This window comes from Streptomyces sp. NPDC088733 (genome assembly GCF_044751185.1).
Lineage (GTDB): Bacteria > Actinomycetota > Actinomycetes > Streptomycetales > Streptomycetaceae > Actinacidiphila.
This window is the reverse complement of record NZ_JBIVLH010000002.1, coordinates 21,265-40,643: the sequence shown is the minus strand read 5'-3', so window position 1 is coordinate 40,643 and position 19,379 is coordinate 21,265. Positions and strand designations below refer to the sequence as shown.

Genomic DNA, 19,379 nt, shown 5'->3' with positions numbered 1-19,379 from the left:
CTTTGCACCTGTGCAGCCTTGCAGGCGGAGAGCCCGCGCTCCTAGGGTGATGGCGCCGTGGTGCTCGGGAAGACCGGTGACAGCCGATGCAAGGCTCAGTCCGGGGCGGCCCTCGCCACTGTGATCGGGTAGTTCCCGCCCCTTCCGCTTCGGCGGTGCCACTGGTCCTCACAGGCCGGGAAGGCAGGGGCGGGCGCGCTTCGCCCGTAAGCCAGGAGACCGGCCGCGGCATCTCACGAGTTGATCCACGAGGTGCTGGAGCGTGACCGCATGACCCTGCCCCCATCCGTCCCGTCCGTCCCGTCCGCCGGGCCGTTCCGCTGGCGGCGCGAGGACACGCTCCGCACCGCGGCCCTGATGGCCGTGATCGCCGCGTTGCACGTGGTCGCTTTCGGCGTCCTGTTCCTGCTGGTGACACCGAACGACTACCGGGTCGGTTCCGAGGCTTTCGGGCTCGGCCTCGGTATCACCGCCTACACCCTCGGAATGCGGCACGCCTTCGACGCCGACCACATCGCCGCCATCGACAACACCACGCGCAAGCTCATGGCGGACGGCAAACGCCCGGTGTCGGTGGGCTTCTGGTTCGCCCTCGGGCATTCCAGCGTCGTGGTGGTCCTGGCGGCGCTGGTCGCCGGCGGCGCCCGTCTGGCAGGCACCCTGGCAGACGAGGACTCCGGAACGCACCAGGCGCTGGGCGTGGTCGGAACCACCGTTTCCGGCACGTTCCTCTATCTCATCGCCGTGCTGAACCTCGTCGCCCTCCTGGGCATACTGCGGGTCTTCAAGAAGATGCGCACGGGTTTCTTCGACGAACGCGAGCTCGAAACCCACCTGGAATCGAGGGGGTTCATGAATCGCGTCCTCGGCAGGCTCACCCGCTCCATCACGCGTCCCGGGCAGATGTACCCACTCGGCTTCCTCTTCGGGCTCGGGTTCGACACCGCCACCGAGGTCGCGCTGATGGTGATGGCGGGCAGCGGGGCCGCCGCCGGTCTGCCCTGGTACGCGATCCTGTGCCTGCCGCTGCTGTTCGCCGCCGGGATGAGCCTGTTCGACACCCTCGACGGGACGTTCATGAACTTCGCCTACCAGTGGGCGTTCTCCAACCCCGTGCGCAAGGTCTACTACAACCTCACCATCACCGGTCTGTCCATCGCCGTCGCTTTCGTCATCGGCACCATCGAGCTTGTCGGGGTCCTGCACGACAAGCTCGACATGACGGACGGGGTCACGGGCTGGGTCGCCGGCCTCGATCTCGACAACGTCGGCTACGTGATCGTCGGCCTCTTCGTCGTCGTGTGGGCCATCGCGATCGCGTACTGGCGCGTCGCCAAGGTCGAGGATCGCTGGGCTGCGCGAACTGCGGGGAGCGTCTGACGCTCTTTCGGTGGCCTCCGGGTCGGGCACAGTGGTGTGCCCGACCCGGAGGCACCTTCGCTCGCTGCGACGTCAGGGGGCGGGGCGCCGCAGGTAGAGCCCGAACGCCATGTCGTAGAAGAGGAACGCGATCAGCGTGATGCCCAGCAGAGGCAGGGCCCAGCCGAGCGCGGCGACGGCCGGGACGCCGATGATCAGCACCGGCAGCGGGAGTTGTCGCCACGCCCCTCGTGCGGGGGCCTTCCCGAGGGCCGCCGTGCGGTCGCCACGCGTGGGGCGGCGCTGCCACCACATGCGGTAGCCCCACACGATGACGGAGATCAGGCCGACCGCGACCAGCGCCAGCAGGATCTGGTTGACGATGCCGAACAGCAGGCCCATGTGGCCCTGGACGCCGAGTTTGCTGAGCTTGGCCGGCAGTGGGTAGTCGACCCAGCGGCTCTCCGAGGTGACCTCGCCCTTGGCGGCGTCGACGGCGACCTGGTCGTAGTGGACCGGCCAGAGGTCGTCGTCCTGGGCCACGGTCCACGCACTCGTCGCATCGGCGGGCGGCGTCAGCTCCACCCGGCCACCGAGCCCCGCCTCGCGGGCGACCGCGAGGACCGTGTCAAAGTCGGCTGGGTCGGCCGGCGCCGGGCCGGCGCCCGTGCCGTGTCCGGCGTGCCCCGCGGGCCCGCCCTCGCCTGCGTCCGGCCCGCCCGGCAGGGCGGTGGCCAGCGCGGGCGCATGCCCCTTGGTCGCGTCCAGCAATTCCCCGAACCGGGCGCCGGCGTAGTGGGACCAGGTCAGGCCGGTGGCGCTGAGACCGAGCAGGCCGACGGCGAGCCATACACCGGTGGCAGCGTGCCAACTGCGGGTACGCCGCACTCCGCCCGCGGAGCGGTCGGGCAGCAGCACGCCCCGTGCCGACCTGGCGCGTTGCCCGCGGGCACGTCCGAGCCACAGGACGAGCCCTCCGGCGACGATCACCCACAGCCAGCTGGCGGCGACCTCCGAGTACAGCCGGCCGGTCTCGCCAAGGTGCAGATTGCGGTGCAGGTCGTCCAGCCACGTCGTCAGCGGGGTGGAGCCGTACCACGTGGTCAGCGCCCCCTTGACCTCGGTGGTGTAGGGGTCGACGAACACCGTGCGCTGGTTGTCGCCCAGTTCCGGCAGTGACAGGACCACCCGCGTCGTGTCATCCGGCCCGGGCGGAGTGATCACCGAGGACAAGGTGCCCTCCGGGTGGGACTTCCGGGCCGCGGCGATCTGTTCGGCGATCGGGCGCGCTGTGTCTCCCACCTTCGCCACGCCGAGCTGATCGCCGTAGAAGAGCTGGTCGAGCTGGGGTGTGAAGGTGTAGGCCAGCCCCGTCAGAGCGGCCACCAGCAGGAAGGGGGCGACGAACACACCCGCGTAGAAGTGCAGCCGCACGAGCAGCGCCCGGACCCCCTTCCACGATCGGCCCCTTTGTTCGGGACCGCTTCCCGGGGCAGCCGATGCCGCTATGAGGGCGTTGTCCCTTGACGCTTCTTCTTGTGTCGATGACATTGCTGCATCCCCAATCGGCGCCCGGCGCGCGGGGCGCGGGCGCTCACAAAGCCGACGATTGTGTCCGCCTCAACGGCGGTACGGCGTGCGTGCGGGCACGCCGCACTGCGCCCGTCATCGCACAGCAGCGAGACGGACGGTCAGGAGCACATCGCCGGCCGCGGCGGGCCGCGCCGGGTGACGCCGTGCCACAGGGCCGCCTGCTGAGACAGCCGCGAGGGGGCGTGAAGGGACACTCGCGTCGCCTGCGCCGGTGGGCTGACCACGACATGGACGAGGAAGGCCCTGCGCAAAGGAGCGAAGACGAACGCGGCCAAGGAGCGGCCGAGCCGGAAGGCAGCAGCCTCACCGCGCCACAGCCACAGGCCGCACAGCACCGCCGCGAGGGCGTGCGCGCCGAACATGCCGGGCGACCAGCCGCTCATCGCGGCGCTGCTCATGGGCATTGCTTCCGCGGAGCCCGAAACCTGATGGCCGACAGCACCGTCCCCGGCACCCGAAGGAGCCGCGGCGAAGGCCTGGGCGAGGCCGAACCAGCCGTGCAAGGCGAATTGGGTCACCACGGTCGCGCCCAGCACCACTGCCGCGCCGCGCTCACGTCGACCCGCCAGCCACCACGCGCCCGCGGTCGTCGCGGCGAATGCGTACCCCACCGCCCAGCCCGGAACCGACCGCGACATCAGCGCATGTCCAAGACCTGTCACCGCGACACACACGGCCGCGAACACCGCGGCACGTGCGAGACGGAAGGCAGGCCCGGGCGTCATGAGCAGCCATGATGCCATTCACCACCCGAATGAGGGATGGGGCGCACGGAAGCACCACCGGCGCGCCCACAGCTGTGCTAGGGCAGATCTCGGAAGGCGAGTGCGGGATGGCGCCGACCCGGAAACTGCTCCAACGTTTGTAAACTCCGCCTGGGCAGAGGGTTGCTGTGCGCGCGCCGGCGGCCTGCTCGCCGAACTCCACAGCTGAGTGCGACCGCACGGATGCCGCCGCCCGCGCATTCAGTCGACGTCAAGTGTCCATTCCGTGCCGGTCACTAGCTTTGGCCCGTCACCCAACGAGCCAAGGAGACACCAGCGATGCCTACGCGCGTCAATCGGCAGACAGTCGACCTCACTCCATATCCCGACCTCGTGGTCGTCTACCTCGGTATGCGAGTCAATCGGCTCTACGGCCTGCGCACCTTGGCCGGCTACGGCCCGCAGATCGGCCAATCCGGGAAAGACCGGCCGGAAGGCATGCTGTCGCACGAGTCGCTGCTGTGGTCGCTGTTCCCCATGCACGTCGGCATCCGCCAGTACTGGCGCGACCTGCCTTCGCTCTTGTCATGGGCGCGGTCCGAACCGCACCGGCGCTGGTGGCGAGACTTCCTGCGCGACAGCGGCGGCACCGGCTTCTGGCACGAAACGTACCTGATCCGCGGCGGTATGGAGGCGGTGTACGACGACATCCCGAGCCAGCGGGGCTTCGCCTCCTTCGCCCCCGTGCGGCCGGCGCGCGGCCACCTGTTCGGCTCGGCCGCGCGAGTCGGACGTCCTGAAGAAACCACCGCACCGGTCGTCAGCGAGGAAGAGCTCTACACGCCGGACACCCAGCCGGAACCCACCGACGGAACGGCTTGACACAGCGTCGGCTCGGCGTCCGGAACGGCTCCGGTCCGCGCCTCGGAAGTCACTCGCGCCGGACGGGAGCGAAACGATAGGCTTCCAGCGATTGCTGTTCTGGAGGCGAGAGGTACCGCGGTGTCAGTCCCCGTAGTCCCCTCTGGCGGCGAGGATCAGCCGGCCGGCCGATCTTCGCCGTATCTGCAGATCTTGGGCCCGCTACGGATCTGGCGCGACGGTGTCGAACTGGATGCCGGGCCACGACAACAGGCATACCTCCTGGCGCTGCTGCTGGCCCGCGCCGGCCGGCCGACCAGCACGGGCGAGCTGATCGACCTGATCTGGGGCGATGACGTCCCCAACAGCGCGCTCAACATCATCCACAAATACGTCGGCGCGTTGCGGCGACTGCTCGAACCCGCGATCCCCGCCCGTGAATCCGGCTCCTACCTGCACCGCCGCGGCAACGCCTATCTGTTCTCCACCGCCCCCGGCGCCCTGGACCTCCTCACCTTCCGAGAACTCGTTGCGACCGCCAAAGAGGCCATGGCACAGCAACGCCAGGAAACGGCGCTCGACCGCTATGTCGAAGCGCTCGGTCTCTGGCGGGGCCGGGCGGGCGACGGGTTCACCCACAGGTCGACCGCACTGCCGACCTTCACCGGTCTCGACGACGAGTTCCGCGCCGCGTGCACCGAAGCGGCCAAGCTGGCCGTGTCGCTGCGCCGACCGGAATCGGTGCTGTCGGCGCTGCAACTCGCCGCATCGACATCGCCGTTCCACGAACCCGTCCACGCCGGCCTCATCACCACCCTGGGGGCCGCGGGACGCCGGGCCGAGGCACTGTCGGCGTACCACAGGGTCCGCGCCTGCCTCGCCGACGAACTCGGCATCGATCCCGGTCCGGATATACGGGCCGCACACCTGCACGTGCTGACGCAGCCCCAGACCTCGCCGCCCGTGGCGAGTACGGCCGCCGCTTCGGCGCGGAAGGAAGCCGGCCTCGTCGGCAGGGTCGAGGAACTCGCCGTACTGCGCCAAGCCGTGGAGAAGGCTTTCACCGGCAGTGCGGCGCTCGGCATCGTCCAAGGGGAGCCGGGCGTGGGCAAGACCCGGCTGCTGCAGGAGATCGCTGCAGAAGCGAGTCGGCGTGGCGCGCTGGTCGTCTGGGGTTCGTGCCTGGAAGGCGACGGAACACCGTCGATGTGGCCCTGGGAGCAGACACTCCGCCCGATTCTCGACAGCCTCCCCGCGCCGTTGCGGGAGAAGTGGCTCGCCGGCGAGCTCGGCGGACTCTTCCAATCTCCGGACGACTACGCCACCGGGTCGGCGATTCCCGACAGCCGTGCACAGTTCCGCCTGTTCGAGCAGGTCGTCACCGTCGTCGGGCATGCCTCGGCGCAACGGCCCATGCTGCTGATCGTCGATGACCTGCAGTGGGCCGACGCCGCCTCACTCCAGCTGTTCGGCCACCTGACGGCCCGGCCGCCCACCGGCACGGTGATCATCGGAGCGCTACGCGATCGCGCACCCGTACCCGGCTCCAGCCTGTCGCGGGTCCTGGCGACCGTCGGCCGGCTGCCCGGCCACCGCAGGATCCGGCTCGGCCCGCTCGGCCTGACCGACGTGACCGAGCTCATCCGCCGCGAAACCGGCCGCGAGCCCGGCGCCGAAGTCGCCCGCGGCATCCATGCTCGCACCGCCGGCAATCCGTTCTTCGTCCAGGAGCTGTCCCGGCTGCTCAGCGAGGGTGGTTCGCTCGGCGACGGCGGCGCATCCGTACCAGCCGGCGTGCCGGCCACCGTGCGAGACGTCGTCCGCGATCGGATGACCGGCCTCGACGACAGCGCTCACAGCCTGCTGCGTACCGCCGCGGTCATCGGCCGCGACGTGGACCTCGACCTACTTGCCCGCGCGATGGGCGTCGAGATCGCGGAATGCCTCGAATGCCTCGAACCGCTGCAAGAACTCGGTCTCCTGGAGGCCAAGCCGGAAGACCCGTTCTCGTGGCACTTCGCGCACGACCTGATCCGCGAGTCGATCACCGAGGCCACCGCGCGGCAGCAGGCCGTCCAGCTGCATCTGCGCGTCGCCGACGCCCTCGAACCCATCCACGCCGACGACGAGTCCGTCGCCGAACGCCTCGCCTACCACCTGTGGGCCGCCGGCCCCCTGGCCGACTCGGGTCGCACCGCGAAGGCACTGGCACGCGCCGGTCGCCGCGCGGCGACCAAGCTCGCGTTCGCGGCCGCCTATCGGAACCTGGAATCGGCCATCCAGATCGCCCGGACAGCAGGACTGCCGGAGATCGAACTGTCCGTCCTGGCGCTGCTCAACCTCCTCGCCGTCGAGCCTCCGGGAATGGGCGGCTCGACGTACGATCTGCTGGAACGGGGCGCATATCTGGCCCGCAGACTCGGCCGCGAGACGGCCGAGGCCGAGTTCCTCTTCTATCGGATGACCGGGGCCTACGTCTCCACCGAGAAAGACCGCGGGATGTGGGCTCGCCGGCTGCATGAGCAGGGCCAGGCGTCCGCGGACCCGAAAATCCAGGCGTACGGCCGGCAGGCCTGGGGCCTGTACCACTGGGACATCGGCGACATCGGCGCGGCCTATCAGTGTTTCAGCTGGTTGGGCCGTACCACCGCGGACGACGTTGCCTCGCTGCTCGCGAACTCGGCCGACCCGCACCCGGGACCGGCTCAAGAAAGTCTGTACCACCTTGCCGACCAGGTCGGAGGTGTCCCGATTCGACGCCGTGACGACCGCGGACGCTGGCGGATCCCCGATGAGTGGATCGGCTATTTGGGGGTCATTACCTCGCTGCATGGCGATGTCGAGACGGGGCGTTCCCTGCTCGGCACGGTGTACCAGGCCGAGGGGGACCTCTTCGAGATGTCGGGCTGGACCCGTTACCAGACCATGGCTGCCTCGATGGCCGGTGACGCGGACTGGGCGATGCAAGCGACCGAAAGGTGGGTCGCGGCCAGCGCCGACCTTCCCGGCGTCGCCCAGGAAACCTATATACGGCTGGACTGGTACTGGGCCCGTGCCCTCACCGGCGATGACCCGGCCGGCGCCGCGGCCAAGGCCGAACAACTCCTGGCCGCGACCCTGGCCGACCCGCCGAGATGGGGCCTCGCCTACTGGTACGGACTGGTGGCCGAGATGTGGCTGGCAGCCGAGCTGCCCGACCGGGCCGCTTCCGCCCTCGACCAGGCCGACCAGGCCATCAAAGCCCACGGTCAACGCTACGCCGAAGGGCTTCTCCTGCTCCTGCGCGCGCGCCTGCTGCAGGCCCGCGGCGAACCCGTCGATGTCGTGCGAGCCGCCGCAGAGGAAGCCCGCACCCGATCCGGCGAACGCGGGGCCCACCTCTTCGCTCGCCGCGCCGAGAGGTTCCTGGCCGTTCTCGACGAGAATCCCGGAGCCCTAGTCGTAAGCGACTCTCATGAACCTTCGTAGGTTGATGAGTCCGGTGACGGCGGCGCGTTCGACGGCCGCGCGCACGCTGGGGAGCAGGGCGTTGTCCCGCTTGTGGTTCTCCGGCAGGTCGCGGCCGGGTAGGCGCTTTTACGGCACGAGGCCGACGCCGACGTAGCCGAGGTCGGCGAGTTGATGGATGCCGTCCATCAGGTTTTTGAGGCCCGAGGCGTGGGCGTGCGCGTCGTGGCGCGCCCCGGGTATCGGCACCGGTCCGACCGCGACGAGATCGCCGTCCATCAAGCAGGCGATCTGCACATTCATGCCGGCGTAACCGGCCTTGACCGAGTGCAGGTCGTTGTGGTGGTTCCAGTCCCAAGTGGGGCAGACGGTGCCGTCGATCACGGCGGTCCCGGCCCGGATCGTCACACGAACGCCGGCTCCAACACCGCCGCCGACCACATCGAAGCCACCCGGATGACGCCGGCCCAGCTGCCGAAGACGTTCCGGCGCGGGCGCCAGACACCGATCCGGACCGACTCCGCGGGCGGCACCCATGCCCTCCTGAACTGGCAGACCGCGCGCGGACGTCGGCTGTCGCACTCGGTGGGGACGACCATCACCGACGCCATCCACGCCGCAATCCCGCAGATCCCGCAGGCCGCCCGGACGTCGGCCGTCGAACCCGATGGCGAGATCCGCGACGGGACCTGGGTGGCCGAGCCGGCCGGCGACTGCCTGAAGGGCTGGCCGAAGGGGATGCGGCTGATCTGCCCGGTCTGCAGTCGGTCTCGCGGAGCGCCCCTTCCGCATCCCGGTGGAGATCGAGGCCGAGGTCCTGATCCGCTGACCTTGCTCTGCCCTCCGCGTCGGGCGGCTCGGCGGTCTGTCGGCCGAGGGGGCGCGGCCTTTCAACGGCCCCCGCTCGCTGCCGAGTCAACCGTCACCCTGCTCGATCTCGAGATGGACCGGACCCCGCAGAACGGGGCTGCGCCGGTACGGCGGCGGGTCGGTGACCAGCCTGGGGCGGTCGAGCCGGCGTACCAGCTCGGTCAGCGCGGTCTGGGTTTCCCGCCGGGCCAGCGGGCCGCCGAAGCACAGATGGATGCCGCTGCCGAACCCCAGGTGCTGGTTGTCGTGCCGATCCGGGTCGAAGCGGTCCGGATCGTGGAAGCGCTTCGGATCACGGCTGCCCGAGGCCAGCATGAGCATGATCTGGGAGCCCTGGGGGATGACGGTGTCGGCGACGGTGATGTCGCTGTATGCCACCCGCCAGGGAATGATCTGCACGGGGGGCTCGTAGCGCAGCAGTTCCTCGACCAGTGGCACGACGAGGTCCGGTTCGTCGCGCAGTCGCCGCAGCACCTGCGGGTGGCGCAGCAGTGTCAGCATGCCGTTGGTGATGAGATTGACGACGGTCTCATGGCCCGCGACGAGGAGCAGTCTGGCGGTGGCGACGATCTCGGCGTCGGTCATCCGGCCGTCGGGCCCGTCGTCGTTGGCCAGTCGTGACAACAGGCCGTCTCCCGGCCGGCGGTGGCTCTGTTCCACCAGCTCGCCGAGGCACTGGTACAAGTCCTTGCGGGCCTGTACGCCCTTGTCCAGTTTCTCCTTCGGGTCGGTCTCAGGGGTGTAGTCGACCGAGTTCATCAGATCGCTCACCCAGCGGTGGACATCCGGTTCGACCTCGCGGGGCACGCCGAGCACGCGACAGTTCACGGTCACAGGGAACGGGAAGGCGAAATCGTCGACGACGTCGATCCGCTCCTTGCCCGCGAAATCGTCGATCAGGCCCGCGACGACGGCGGTCAGGGTCCCTTCCATGCCGATCACCAACCCCGGGGTGTGCGGGGGGCCGAACTGACGCATCGCCATGCGCCGCAGGCGATCGTGCTCGGGCGGGTCCATGTGGATGAAGGACGACGTGGCCGCTCCCTCGACCGGCGGTGGTGGATCCGACAGATTGCCCAGGTCGGAGCTCAGATGCGGGTCATTCAGCACGTCCGTGATCTCACGATACGTACTGATGACCCAGCTGCCGTCCTCCTGCCGGGCCACCGGCGTCTCACGCAACTCGGCATACAGCGGGTACGGGTCCGCCCTGGCGGAATAGTCGAAGATCCGTTGCAGGGTGCCGGGAGTCCGGGGCGTGGTCGTCCGGTCCTCCGCCTGCCGCTGCTGGTGCACGGCCGTGACGCGGCGCCCACCCGGATCCTGGCCGGCGACGACCACCGTGGCGCTCTGGGCGAGCAGGGCGAGGCCGGGGAGGTCGACGGGCACCGGTTCCATGCCGGCGGGCCGGTCGGGCGTGGGGCAGGGGGGCGGGAAAGGTGCGGCCGTCTCGATCAAGCGCCGGTAGTGGTCCAGCCACTTGCCGTTGTTGAAGCTCACGGCAGCCGTGACGCGGCCCCGGTAGCCGTACGCGGTGACGAAGCGGTGGTCGTCCAGCGATCCCTGGGTGACGGCCACTTCGTCGGCGAAGGTCGGCACACCGACGGACTTGATGTTGACGCCGAACTGGATCGACCAGAACAGCGGGATGGACACGTGGGCTCGGCGGTCCTCCGGGACGCTGACCATGTTGTGCGCCGCGACCTCTGCCTGCTCGACGGCGTTGACCCAGTGCTCCATCGAGATGAGCCGGTTCTCGTAGAGGGGGTTCGGGCACCGTGCCACGTCTCCCGCGGCGAAGACGTCGTCGGTGACGCGGCCGTCGACGCCGAGGGCGCGGCAGCCCGTGTCGCAGGTGATGCCCCACACGCCCGCCGCCAGTCCCGATTCCCGCAGCCACTCGGTGTTCCGGATGCTCCCTAGCGCCACCACCGCCACATCGGCGTCGACCGTACTGCCGTCGTCGAAGTGAGCACGGCGAAACCGTCCCTGCGCGTCGCCCTCCAGCCGGGCGACTTCGACACCGCACCGCAGGTCGACACCGTGAGCACGCTGCATGGCGGCCGCGACCTCGCCGATCATGGCGCCGAGCGCCCCGACCAGCGGGGCGGGCGCGAGTTCGGCGACGGTCACCGGGATGTCCCGCTCGCGGCAGACGGAGGCGATCTCGGAGCCGGTGAATCCCGCACCGATGACCAGCACGCGGGAAGGCCCGGCGGCGAGGGCCCGTTGCAGGCTCTCGGCATCCTCGCGCGTACGGAGGACGAACACTCCGCCCAGGGACGCCTCGGACTCGGCGAACCACGGCCGGGCCCGCACCCCGGTGGAGATCAGCACCCGGTCGAAGGGAACCTCGCGTCCGTCGGCGAGACGCACGTGGTGCGTCGCGAGGTCCAGCCCGCCGGCGGGCACACCCCGCAGCCACTCCGCATCGATGCCACGGCGGCGGGGCAACGCGGTGCGCCCGGCCGGCACCCAGCCGGTCAGTACCTGCTTGGACAGGGGAGGCCGGTCGTAGGGCTCGCCCGGCTCGTCGCCGATCATGGTCAACGATCCGGTGAAACGCTCGTCCCGCAGCGCCTCGGCGGCCCGCAGCCCCGCCAGAGAGGCACCGACGACCACGATGCGGCCATCGCGCTTGAACGCACGCAGGTTGTCGGTACCGGTCATGACGGCGAGGCCTCCGGCGGTGCGTGCCGCGCCTCCAACCGGTCGACCAGGATCGCCTGGACCGGGCAGGCCGCCGCGGCGCGCAGCACCTGGTCGCGCGAGGCGTCATCCGGGTGGGGGTCGTACATGAGCGCTTCCTCACCGTGCATCCGGAACGCCTCCGGAGCCAGGAACGCGCACTGCGCATACCCCGTACATCGGGAAAGATCGACGACAACCTTCACCCCGGCCTCCACAGGGAGCGGGAGCTGTGGACCTTCAAGCCGGCGCCGCTCCGGCGCCCAAGGCATTCCGGCCGCTGTCCGCCGACATCGGACGGGAACCACGTGGTGCAATACAGCGGAAAACCACCACGAACCAGCATAACGGCGGCACCGATACCGGTGGATCCGATCGCCCCGGACAACGTCCGCCTCGGCGTGCCCGTCGGCCTCGCGCACACAGCAGCGTGATCAAATGTGGCATGGCATCGTCGTGCTGGACCGGTCATCGGGTACGCCTGCGCGCTGTCGAGCCCGACGACTGGACGGCGTTCGCGCGGTTCGCCGACGACGGCGGGCCGCGCGGGGGACGCCTGGATCTGCCGAGGTCCGCCGAGATCCACCGTGCCTGGGCGAAGGAACAGGCCGTTGCCGTCGGCGACGACGACCACTTCCGGCTGGCGGTCGAAGCGACGGCCACGGGAGAGCTGGTCGGTGCAGTCGGCTCACATCGCACCGGCCCTCACTCAGGCTGGTTCGAGTGCGATGTCACCATCAGCGCCGACCACCGGCGCAATGGCTACGCGACGGAAGCCGTGGTGCTGCTGCTGCGCTTCATGTTCGCCGAGCGGCGCTACCACAAATGCCTGGCAGCGGTTTTGGCCCCCAACGAGGCATCGCTGGCACTTTTCCGTTCGCTCGGCTTCACCGAGGAGGGGCGCTTGCGGGAACACGTATTCTTCGCCGGCCGGCACCACGACCTCGTCATGATGGGCATGCTGGCCGACGAGTTCGACCGGCGACACACGATGAGCGAACCATGAGCCGGTGACCGAGCGCGTGTGAAGGGGAGACGGCCTGCCACCGAGAGCAGGACTGCCCTCAGCCGCGCACGGTGGCACGCAGGTGCAGGCCGGCGGTCGCGAGACCTTCGAAGGTGGTGACCCGGTAGCCGGGTTCCGTGCCGGGCGGCTCGCTCACGTGGTAGCGGCGGGCTGTCTGCGCGGTCAGGAGCGTGAGCACGGCCATGGCCAGAGCGGCTCCCTCACAGCCGTGCGGCCCGGTGCCGAAGCCGAGGAAGACCCCGGGTTTCGCCGACGAGCCCGAATCGTCGAGCCAGCGTTCGGGCCGGAACCGGTCGGGTTCGGGGTGTTCCCGTGCATCGCGGTGGGCGGTGTAGGGGCAGACGAGCACGGTGGACCCGGCGTCGATGGTGTAGTCGGCGAGCTGAGTTTGTCGCGGGGCGCGCCGGGTGAGCAGCCAGCTCGGGGGGTGCAGCCGGAGCACTTCGCGTACCACCGCCTGGGTGTACCGCAGGTTCTCGAGGTGGGTGCTGGTCGTCGTGGCCGGGTCGGCGGGCAGGAGGGCGGCCTCGGCCGCGACGCGGTCCGCGGCCTGGGGGTATCGGGCCAGGTGGAGCAGGATCCATCCGGCCGCCCGGGAGGGTGTCTCGAAGGTGGCGACGGTGATCCCGGGGAGGGTGTCGAGGATGACCTCTTCGGACAGCGGGCCGTAGCGGGCGGAAGGCCGGAGCATCTGTCCCAGCACGTCGTCACCGGGCCGGTCCGATGAACGGCGCCGGCGGACGACGGGCCGCAAGGCGTCGGTGAAGGCGATTTGCCGTCGTGTGCGGAACCGCCGCGCCGGTGTGGGGACCCAGCGCGGCCATACCCAGCGGGAGGGACGTACGAGCACCTCCCGGGCGACGAAGAGCTGCCAGGCGAAGGGCAGCAGGGCGGGAGCGTCCTCGGAGAAGAGGTAGCGCACGCCGATCTCCGCCAGGACGGGCCGGACCAGGGGCAGAATCTCGACGTCCCGGTCCGTGGGCCACTGGTCGGCAAAACGAGCGGTCCCGGGCGCGATCTCACCGACCCGGGCCGCGACGGCCTGCGGGCGCAGTCCGCGCATGCGGGCAGCACGAGCGTGCGCGCGTTCCTCGGGCATCGGCGCTCCGCCGGCCCGCTTCAACGACGGGAAGAGGGGCGAGGACGGCTTGGGGAAATCCTGAGAGCGGTGCAGGACCGCTTCGCACACCCCGGCCGTAGCGGCTACGTAGACACCCGACTCGAGCTGCCAGACGTCCCCGCACTCGTCGGCGCCGCGGCGCGCCAGTTCGAGTCGGTCGCGGCTCCAGGCCGCGAAGCTGCCTCCGGGCAGCCGCGGCGGCTCGTTCACACGGCCCATGGGATCGGCCCCTGACTTCTTGGAGCGGTCAGGCCTGTGTCGTCGGCAGCGTGGTCACGAGCCGACGGGAGCCCGGGGGCGCCCGCCGACCATGTGGTCACACCCTGTCGTCGCCGGTGTGCGTGCCCCAGTCGTGGGCCCCGTACGCACCGTAGTTGCGGGTGAAGGACAACTTCGCGAGCAGCTTGGCGATCATGAGGCACTCCTCTCACTTGCCTTCGGCACCATGTGCCGTACGTCCAATTTTTCCGCATATGCCACATGGATTCAAGGCGCGTGCCTGCGGGCCGGCCCCGCAGCCTGCCGACGCCCGGTCCGCCTTCAGGGCTCAGGGGTAGAGGCCGGCCCGGAAGGCGAACGAGACCAGCTGCGCCCGATCACGTGCGCCGACCTTCGTCATCGCCCGCACCGCGTGCGTCTTCACGGTGAACGGCGACACGGACAGCTGGGCCGCGATCTCGTCGTTGCCGAGACCGCTCGCGACGAGGACGACCACGTCACGTTCCCTGGGTGTCAGAGCGTCGAAGCGCCGCAGGAGTTCCTTGTCGATCACCGGGGGCGGGCTGTGGGTCATGTGGCCGATGAGCGCGGCCGTCGCGGCGGCCGACAGCGCACCGCCTCCACCGACGACCTCGGCGATTCCGGCGACGAGTTCAGCGGGGCTCACGGTCTTGCTCAGGAAACCGTTGGCGCCCGCGCGCAGGGCCGCGAGGACGATGTCGTCCTGGTCGAACGTGGTCAGCACGATCACCCGCGTCTTCTCGGGCGGATGCTCCGCGCGGATCCGGCGGGTGGCCTCGACACCGTCGATGCCGGGCATCCGGATGTCCATCAGGACCAGGTCGACGGGGTGCTCCCGGAGGAAGGGGACGACCTGGAGTCCATCCGAGAGGTCACCCACGACAACGAGACCCGGGTCGAGCCCGAGCATCGTCCGGATGCCGGCCCTGATGTCGTCCTGGTCGTCGACGATGAGGATGCGCGTCATCGGACGACGGCTCCCAGGGGGCTGAACTCCGCGTGGATCCGGAATCGCCCGTCGTGACTGTCGATCGTCAGCCGCCCGCTGGAGGACTCGACGCGTTCGCGCATCCCCACGAGTCCGAGCCCGCTGCCCGGCCCGGAGCCGCGGAGTGAGGGACCGACGCGGTTCTCCACGGTGACGCAGATCCTGCCGTCGCGCTCGCCCACATCCACCGTCGCCGTCCCCTCACCGTGCCGGTAGGCATTCGTGAGTGCTTCCTGAACGACGCGGTAGACCGTCACGCCGACACTGGGCTCCACGAAGCCGGCGGGAATGTCGATGGAGGACCGGATGTCGAGGCCGATGCTCTCGAAAGAGGCGATGAGCCCTTCCAGGCCGCTGAGCGCAGGGGTCGGCCGCAGTGCCTCGCCGTCGGGGACGTCGTCGCCGAGGCGGAGGAGCGCGAGGATGCGTTGCGTTTCGAGGATGACGGTGCGGGCGCTGGACCTGGCGGAGACGAGGGCCTGCCGGGAGGACTCGGCGTCTTCGGGCAGCCCGATTTCCGCCGCACCGAGGTGCAGGCTCAGCATCGCGACCTGGTGGCCGATGACATCGTGGAGGTCGCGGGCGATGCGGAGCCGTTCTTCGGTCACGCGCCGGGTGGCTTCGCTCTCGCGGGTGGCGATGGCGCTCTCGGCCCGTTCCTCCAGGGTCCACCAGTGGTCCCGATGGATGCGGAGCGCGGCCCCCGTCGCGCCTCCTCCCACAGCCGAGAAGAAGGCGGCGGCTCCCACGACCGCGCCGCCACGGAATCCTCCGAATGTCATGAACGCTCCGAGGAAGAATGCCGCCACGATGCCGGTGGCGGCCAGCGGCTGCTTTCCCCGGAGGGTGACCGAGAACAGTACGAGCACCGCCATCATCCACACCGAGAAGGGGTCGTGGCCCACTGCTGTGACGGCGAAGGACGCCGCGCTCGTGAGGACCAGTCCTGCCCACGGCTTCCACCACGAGAGGGTGACGCCCGCGCCGGCGAGGAGCACGGAGAGGACCGTCGGCCAGTCCGAACCCCTCAGGACCGCCGCCACGATCTGGCCGGTGAACACCAGGGCGGCCAGCGTGTAGGCGACCCGGTGCGGCACCTCGGGGCGGCGGACCCACAGCGGTGCCGTGAGCCCGTCCTGACTGTTCCGCGCCGTGTCCATGAGCCGATTCTCGTCCACGTGTGCGGCGGTCGTGTACTTCGAACGATGTACATCGGGACGGCAGGGCACATGCCGTCGACGCGGACGGCAGAACTACTTCGTTCGAAGTACGCGGTGCCTCCCGAGGCGCCTGAGACTCCTCATCGAGGCGACCGTCTCACACCGTCACGATCATAACGGGACACCCGATGACTCAGACCACCGCAACCTCGGCCACTTCGGCCACGGCCACGACGACGACCTCCGGGCTCCGATCGCTCCACCTGATCCGAGTCGCCTTCTCCCTTGTCTGGGTGGCACTTCTCTTCACGACCTCCGCCTCACTCGTGTCGACGGACAAGCCCACACTGATCGCGGCAGTGCTGCTCGTCGTCTACCCCCTGTGGGACGCCGTCGCCACACTCCTTGAGCGTCGTCTGGCCGGCACCGGCACCGGGAACCCCGTGAGTACCGTCAACGTGGGTCTCGGCCTGGCTACGACCGCAGCAATGATCATCGCCGTGTTCTCCACCGTCGCGTCAGCCCTGCTCGTGTTCGGCGTCTGGGCCCTGCTTTCCGGTGCCGTCCAGCTCGTCGTGGCGATCCGGCGCCGGCGCACCGTGGGCGCCCAGTGGCCCATGATCATCAGTGGTGGACAGTCCGTGCTCGCCGGCGCCACCGTCGCCGCCACGTCCGCCTCCGCGACGAGCAGCCTGTCCACCGTCGCCGGATACTCGGCCTTCGGTGCCTTCTGGTTCCTGGTCTCCGTCGTCGCCCTCAGCATCCGCGGCCGACGTGAGAGCCGCTGACCACCGCCGGAGCAGCCCGAGTGACCGTCCCGCTCGGCCGCCTCGCCCTGTCATCCGGCGGCCGCTCCGTCCAACGCCACCCGCGGCCGGTTCGCAGGGGCAAACCGTACTGTGACAGGCCGTCGGCGTGAGGCCTCGTCACGACCTGATGTGTGCGGTGCGGTAGAAGTCGTCCGCAGCAACGCCGATGGGAACGCCGAGTTCCCCGGCGACCGTGGCGACCGCGTCAGCGCCGACGGACAGGTCGGCCTGGCCGCCGGTCGCAAAGTACGGAGCGACGAAAGCCTCGTAGTGGGCTCGGGTCTCGTCCTCGGTCTGACCGCCGAGGAAGGTCCTCATGTGTCGCACCGTGGTGTCAGGGTCGTTCCGGATCACCTGCAGGGCGCGCCGGTGGGCCCGTACGAGCGCCTGGACCGCGGGATCGTCGGGGTCGTTGAACGTGGGGTCGACGGCGACGCCCACGGTGGGGATCCGGAAGTGGTCACCGATCCAGGCCAGTACGTTCCAGCCGTTCTCGGCGGCCACCGCCTCCGGTGCCATCGTGCTCCCGACGACGGCGGCGTCGAGGTCGCCGTCGCGCAGGCGTCGCACGTCCATACCGTAGTCGCCGGGCGGGCGGACGACGGTGTGGATGTCACGGTCCGGGTCGAGACCGGCCCTGCGCAGCACGATGCGGGTGAAACAGCCGGGCGCGGTGTGCGGGGCGTGCACGGCCAGCCGCCGGCCGGCCAGGTCGGTCAGGGACGTCATGCCGGGGCGGGCCAGGAACCAGAACAGCGGGCGGTCGGTGTTGACGTTGAGTGCGACCCAGGGTGTCCCGTCGGTCAGCCGGGCCAGCAGTGCGCGGCCGAGCCCGATGGTGGCGCAGCGGCGCAGCCGCTGTTCGTCCCAGGCGCAGCCGTCGTGCAGCGCGACGTGGACGTCCTCCTCGGCGTAGTAGCCGTGCTGGTCGGCGATGTAGGCGGCCAGTTCCTCGTGCAGGCCGCGTCCGACGTAGGCGAGATCGATGGTGTGCATGAGGTTCCCTCTCTGGTCGCTTCGCCGTCTTTTGCCCACGGAGTTGCGAGGACTGCGGGCCCGCTGTCGAGGCGCCGGTGGGCGTGCCTGCGCGGGGCCGGTACCGGCGGCCCCGAGCACGGGGGGCGGCGTCAGTGCATGGAGAGGCCGCCGTTGACCTCGGCGGTGGTGCCGGTCATGAAGGCGTTGTCTTCAGCGGTGTAGAAGGCGACCGCTTGGGCGACGTCCGCCGGGCGCGCGAGGCGGCCCAAGGGGGTGGCGGCCACCTGCCGCTGCTTGAGCGCGTCGTCCAGTACGTCCGCGGAGACGCGGGTGTCCTCCACGGGGCCGGGCGCGACGACGTTGACCGTGATGCCCTGCGGTCCCAGTTCCTGAGCGAGGTAGCGGGCGAACTGTTCCAGTGCGGCCTTGGCCGTGCCGAGTGCGATCATGCCCTCCCGCGGCCGGCGGCTGAGGCCGGTGCCGAGGTAGACGATGCGTCCCCACCCCTGTTGGGTCATGGAGGGCAGGACGGCCTTCGTGACCGTGAACGCGGCGTGCATCTCGGCGTCGAGCTTGCCGCCCAACTCCTCCCACGTCATCTCCCGGAACGACGTCACTACGTACGGGATGAGCGCGTTGTGCACGAGCACGTCGACGCCGCCCCACGCCGCCCGGACCTGTTCCACCATGCCCTGGACGGCCGCGACCTCGCGCACGTCGGCCTGCACGGCCATGGCCCGGCCGCCCGCGGCCGCGATCTCCGCCACGACATCATCAGCCGCCTGGGCGCTTCGGAGGTAGTTGACGACCACGCGCATTCCCCGCGCGGCCAGGAGGCGCGCGGTGGCCGCGCCGATCCCGCTGCTGGCCCCCGTCACCAACGCCACCCTGCCGGTTGCTCCAGCCATGGGCTCGGTTCCTCCTCGTCGTCGGGGGTCGTCGGAACGATCGCCCCGGGGTGTTCGTCGCCGGTGATGCGGCGGTTACGGGATGCCCGGGCGCGGATCGCCCTCTGGAGGCAGGAGAGTCGACGGTCGCCGCAGCCCGCTGCGGTCCGGTCCCGTTTGCCGGACGGTTGCAGGGTGGACGCCTTTCCACCGTGTGATCCGAACGGCACGGGCGGGCATCCGAAGCAGCCCTCGCCGGTGTCCGTCCCGAACAGTGCCTCGAGCCGCCGGTGGATCACCGTGTCCAGCCGTCGCTTCCCTCACTGACGTAGCATCACATCAGGTCGTACCGGGACGAACTGAGCCGCGCCGATCGGCCCGTCGTCGAGTCCGACGTGATGGCGCGTCGCCGGGTCCGCGCAACCTGACGGTGTCCCTGCGCGGTCTCGGCCGTGGCACTCCGCGCTACGTGTGCGCTGCTCCGCCGGCCCGCAGAGTGTTCTGCCTCATGTGCGCATCCCACCGGTATTGCACCGTCAACGCCTGCTTTCTGCAACGCGTGCAGCTCGAGAGTGCCGGTGATCGGGTCTTGACGGTGGTGCGACCCCTGCCTACAGTCGTTCATAATCCCGATGCGAGTTCGAGATA

Annotated in this window: 16 protein-coding genes, 1 pseudogene and 1 riboswitch; of the genes and pseudogenes, 5 read left to right on the top strand and 12 right to left on the bottom strand. The window is 70.1% G+C overall.

What is annotated here, in order from left to right; genetic code table 11:
- Positions 1 to 41 precede the first annotated feature (41 nt).
- A riboswitch (cobalamin riboswitch) is annotated at positions 42 to 243 on the top strand.
- A 27-nt stretch (positions 244 to 270) separates the two neighbouring features.
- Positions 271 to 1,380, top strand: coding sequence for a HoxN/HupN/NixA family nickel/cobalt transporter (locus ACIP64_RS03540; protein WP_401581275.1), 1,110 nt, complete (start codon positions 271 to 273; stop codon positions 1,378 to 1,380).
- Positions 1,381 to 1,452: 72 nt separating this feature from the next.
- Here ACIP64_RS03540 and ACIP64_RS03535 read toward each other — a convergent pair whose 3' ends face one another.
- Positions 1,453 to 2,910 carry a PepSY-associated TM helix domain-containing protein gene (locus tag ACIP64_RS03535; RefSeq protein WP_401581272.1) on the bottom strand — a complete coding sequence of 486 codons (1,458 nt, stop codon included), beginning with the start codon at positions 2,908 to 2,910 and terminating at the stop codon, positions 1,453 to 1,455.
- A gap of 140 nt (positions 2,911 to 3,050) precedes the next feature.
- The gene (locus tag ACIP64_RS03530) at positions 3,051 to 3,590 is read right to left on the bottom strand and encodes a hypothetical protein (RefSeq protein ID WP_401581269.1); all 540 of its coding nucleotides are present in this window, start codon (positions 3,588 to 3,590) and stop codon (positions 3,051 to 3,053) included.
- A 405-nt stretch (positions 3,591 to 3,995) separates the two neighbouring features.
- Here ACIP64_RS03530 and ACIP64_RS03525 point away from each other — a divergent pair, with 405 nt between their 5' ends.
- Together ACIP64_RS03525 and ACIP64_RS03520 are read left to right on the top strand one after the other, a co-directional pair.
- A complete protein-coding gene (locus ACIP64_RS03525) occupies positions 3,996 to 4,538 on the top strand; it encodes a monooxygenase family protein (RefSeq protein WP_401581267.1) in 543 nt (180 codons plus the stop codon).
- A gap of 120 nt (positions 4,539 to 4,658) precedes the next feature.
- Positions 4,659 to 7,985 (top strand): BTAD domain-containing putative transcriptional regulator, encoded by a 3,327-nt coding sequence (locus tag ACIP64_RS03520; protein ID WP_401581264.1) that lies wholly within the window; start codon positions 4,659 to 4,661, stop codon positions 7,983 to 7,985.
- Positions 7,986 to 8,093: 108 nt separating this feature from the next.
- On the opposite strand, the gene ACIP64_RS03515 is transcribed toward ACIP64_RS03520, so the two are convergent.
- The 5 genes and pseudogenes from ACIP64_RS03515 to ACIP64_RS03495 all read right to left on the bottom strand — a co-directional run bounded on the left by ACIP64_RS03515 (position 8,094) and on the right by ACIP64_RS03495 (position 11,728).
- Positions 8,094 to 8,372 (bottom strand): hypothetical protein, encoded by a 279-nt coding sequence (locus ACIP64_RS03515; protein ID WP_401581262.1) that lies wholly within the window; start codon positions 8,370 to 8,372, stop codon positions 8,094 to 8,096.
- Positions 8,369 to 8,575, bottom strand: coding sequence for a hypothetical protein (locus ACIP64_RS03510; protein WP_401581260.1), 207 nt, complete (start codon positions 8,573 to 8,575; stop codon positions 8,369 to 8,371). Before ACIP64_RS03510 ends, ACIP64_RS03515 begins: the two co-directional genes overlap by 4 nt.
- A 304-nt stretch (positions 8,576 to 8,879) precedes the next feature.
- Entirely contained in the window at positions 8,880 to 10,001 is a 1,122-nt protein-coding gene (locus tag ACIP64_RS03505; RefSeq protein WP_401582377.1) for a cytochrome P450, read from the bottom strand.
- 132 nt (positions 10,002 to 10,133) lie between these two features.
- Positions 10,134 to 11,504, bottom strand: a pseudogene (locus ACIP64_RS03500) (NAD(P)/FAD-dependent oxidoreductase); the annotation flags it as partial.
- A complete protein-coding gene (locus tag ACIP64_RS03495) occupies positions 11,501 to 11,728 on the bottom strand; it encodes a ferredoxin (protein ID WP_401581259.1) in 228 nt (75 codons plus the stop codon). The pseudogene ACIP64_RS03500 and the gene ACIP64_RS03495, both read right to left, overlap by 4 nt.
- A gap of 239 nt (positions 11,729 to 11,967) precedes the next feature.
- On the opposite strand from ACIP64_RS03495, the gene ACIP64_RS03490 reads away from it, so the two are divergent.
- Complete coding sequence (locus ACIP64_RS03490) at positions 11,968 to 12,528, top strand: GNAT family N-acetyltransferase (protein WP_401581256.1); 561 nt, start codon at positions 11,968 to 11,970, stop codon at positions 12,526 to 12,528.
- A 58-nt stretch (positions 12,529 to 12,586) separates the two neighbouring features.
- On the opposite strand, the gene ACIP64_RS03485 is transcribed toward ACIP64_RS03490, so the two are convergent.
- The 3 genes from ACIP64_RS03485 to ACIP64_RS03475 form a co-directional block, all read right to left on the bottom strand.
- Positions 12,587 to 13,879, bottom strand: a complete 1,293-nt coding sequence (locus tag ACIP64_RS03485) for a cytochrome P450 (RefSeq protein WP_401581253.1) — start codon at positions 13,877 to 13,879, stop codon at positions 12,587 to 12,589.
- A gap of 337 nt (positions 13,880 to 14,216) precedes the next feature.
- Entirely contained in the window at positions 14,217 to 14,876 is a 660-nt protein-coding gene (locus ACIP64_RS03480) for a response regulator (RefSeq protein WP_401581250.1), read from the bottom strand.
- Positions 14,873 to 16,057 carry a sensor histidine kinase gene (locus tag ACIP64_RS03475; RefSeq protein ID WP_401581248.1) on the bottom strand — a complete coding sequence of 395 codons (1,185 nt, stop codon included), beginning with the start codon at positions 16,055 to 16,057 and terminating at the stop codon, positions 14,873 to 14,875. Before ACIP64_RS03475 ends, ACIP64_RS03480 begins: the two co-directional genes overlap by 4 nt.
- Before the next feature lie 188 nt (positions 16,058 to 16,245).
- On the opposite strand from ACIP64_RS03475, the gene ACIP64_RS03470 reads away from it, so the two are divergent.
- Positions 16,246 to 16,845, top strand: coding sequence for a DUF308 domain-containing protein (locus ACIP64_RS03470; RefSeq protein ID WP_401581246.1), 600 nt, complete (start codon positions 16,246 to 16,248; stop codon positions 16,843 to 16,845).
- Positions 16,846 to 16,983: 138 nt separating this feature from the next.
- Here ACIP64_RS03470 and ACIP64_RS03465 read toward each other — a convergent pair whose 3' ends face one another.
- Positions 16,984 to 17,862, bottom strand: a complete 879-nt coding sequence (locus ACIP64_RS03465) for an ABC transporter substrate-binding protein (RefSeq protein ID WP_401581243.1) — start codon at positions 17,860 to 17,862, stop codon at positions 16,984 to 16,986.
- A 131-nt stretch (positions 17,863 to 17,993) separates the two neighbouring features.
- Positions 17,994 to 18,752: an SDR family NAD(P)-dependent oxidoreductase gene (locus ACIP64_RS03460; protein WP_401581241.1), complete on the bottom strand. Its 759-nt coding sequence runs from the start codon at positions 18,750 to 18,752 to the stop codon at positions 17,994 to 17,996.
- Positions 18,753 to 19,379: the final 627 nt, after the last annotated feature.

What these genes read in the sequence shown, in the direction of transcription:
- ACIP64_RS03540 (WP_401581275.1), top strand. Translation starts at nt 271, where the DNA reads ATGACCCTGCCCCCATCCGTCCCGTCCGTCCCGTCCGCCGGGCCGTTC.
- ACIP64_RS03535 (WP_401581272.1), bottom strand. Translation starts at nt 2,910, where the DNA reads ATGTCATCGACACAAGAAGAAGCGTCAAGGGACAACGCCCTCATAGCG.
- ACIP64_RS03530 (WP_401581269.1), bottom strand. Translation starts at nt 3,590, where the DNA reads ATGTCGCGGTCGGTTCCGGGCTGGGCGGTGGGGTACGCATTCGCCGCG.
- ACIP64_RS03525 (WP_401581267.1), top strand. Translation starts at nt 3,996, where the DNA reads ATGCCTACGCGCGTCAATCGGCAGACAGTCGACCTCACTCCATATCCC.
- ACIP64_RS03510 (WP_401581260.1), bottom strand. Translation starts at nt 8,575, where the DNA reads ATGGCGTCGGTGATGGTCGTCCCCACCGAGTGCGACAGCCGACGTCCG.
- ACIP64_RS03490 (WP_401581256.1), top strand. Translation starts at nt 11,968, where the DNA reads ATGGCATCGTCGTGCTGGACCGGTCATCGGGTACGCCTGCGCGCTGTC.
- ACIP64_RS03480 (WP_401581250.1), bottom strand. Translation starts at nt 14,876, where the DNA reads ATGACGCGCATCCTCATCGTCGACGACCAGGACGACATCAGGGCCGGC.
- ACIP64_RS03475 (WP_401581248.1), bottom strand. Translation starts at nt 16,057, where the DNA reads ATGGACACGGCGCGGAACAGTCAGGACGGGCTCACGGCACCGCTGTGG.
- ACIP64_RS03470 (WP_401581246.1), top strand. Translation starts at nt 16,246, where the DNA reads ATGACTCAGACCACCGCAACCTCGGCCACTTCGGCCACGGCCACGACG.
- ACIP64_RS03465 (WP_401581243.1), bottom strand. Translation starts at nt 17,862, where the DNA reads ATGCACACCATCGATCTCGCCTACGTCGGACGCGGCCTGCACGAGGAA.
- ACIP64_RS03460 (WP_401581241.1), bottom strand. Translation starts at nt 18,752, where the DNA reads ATGGCTGGAGCAACCGGCAGGGTGGCGTTGGTGACGGGGGCCAGCAGC.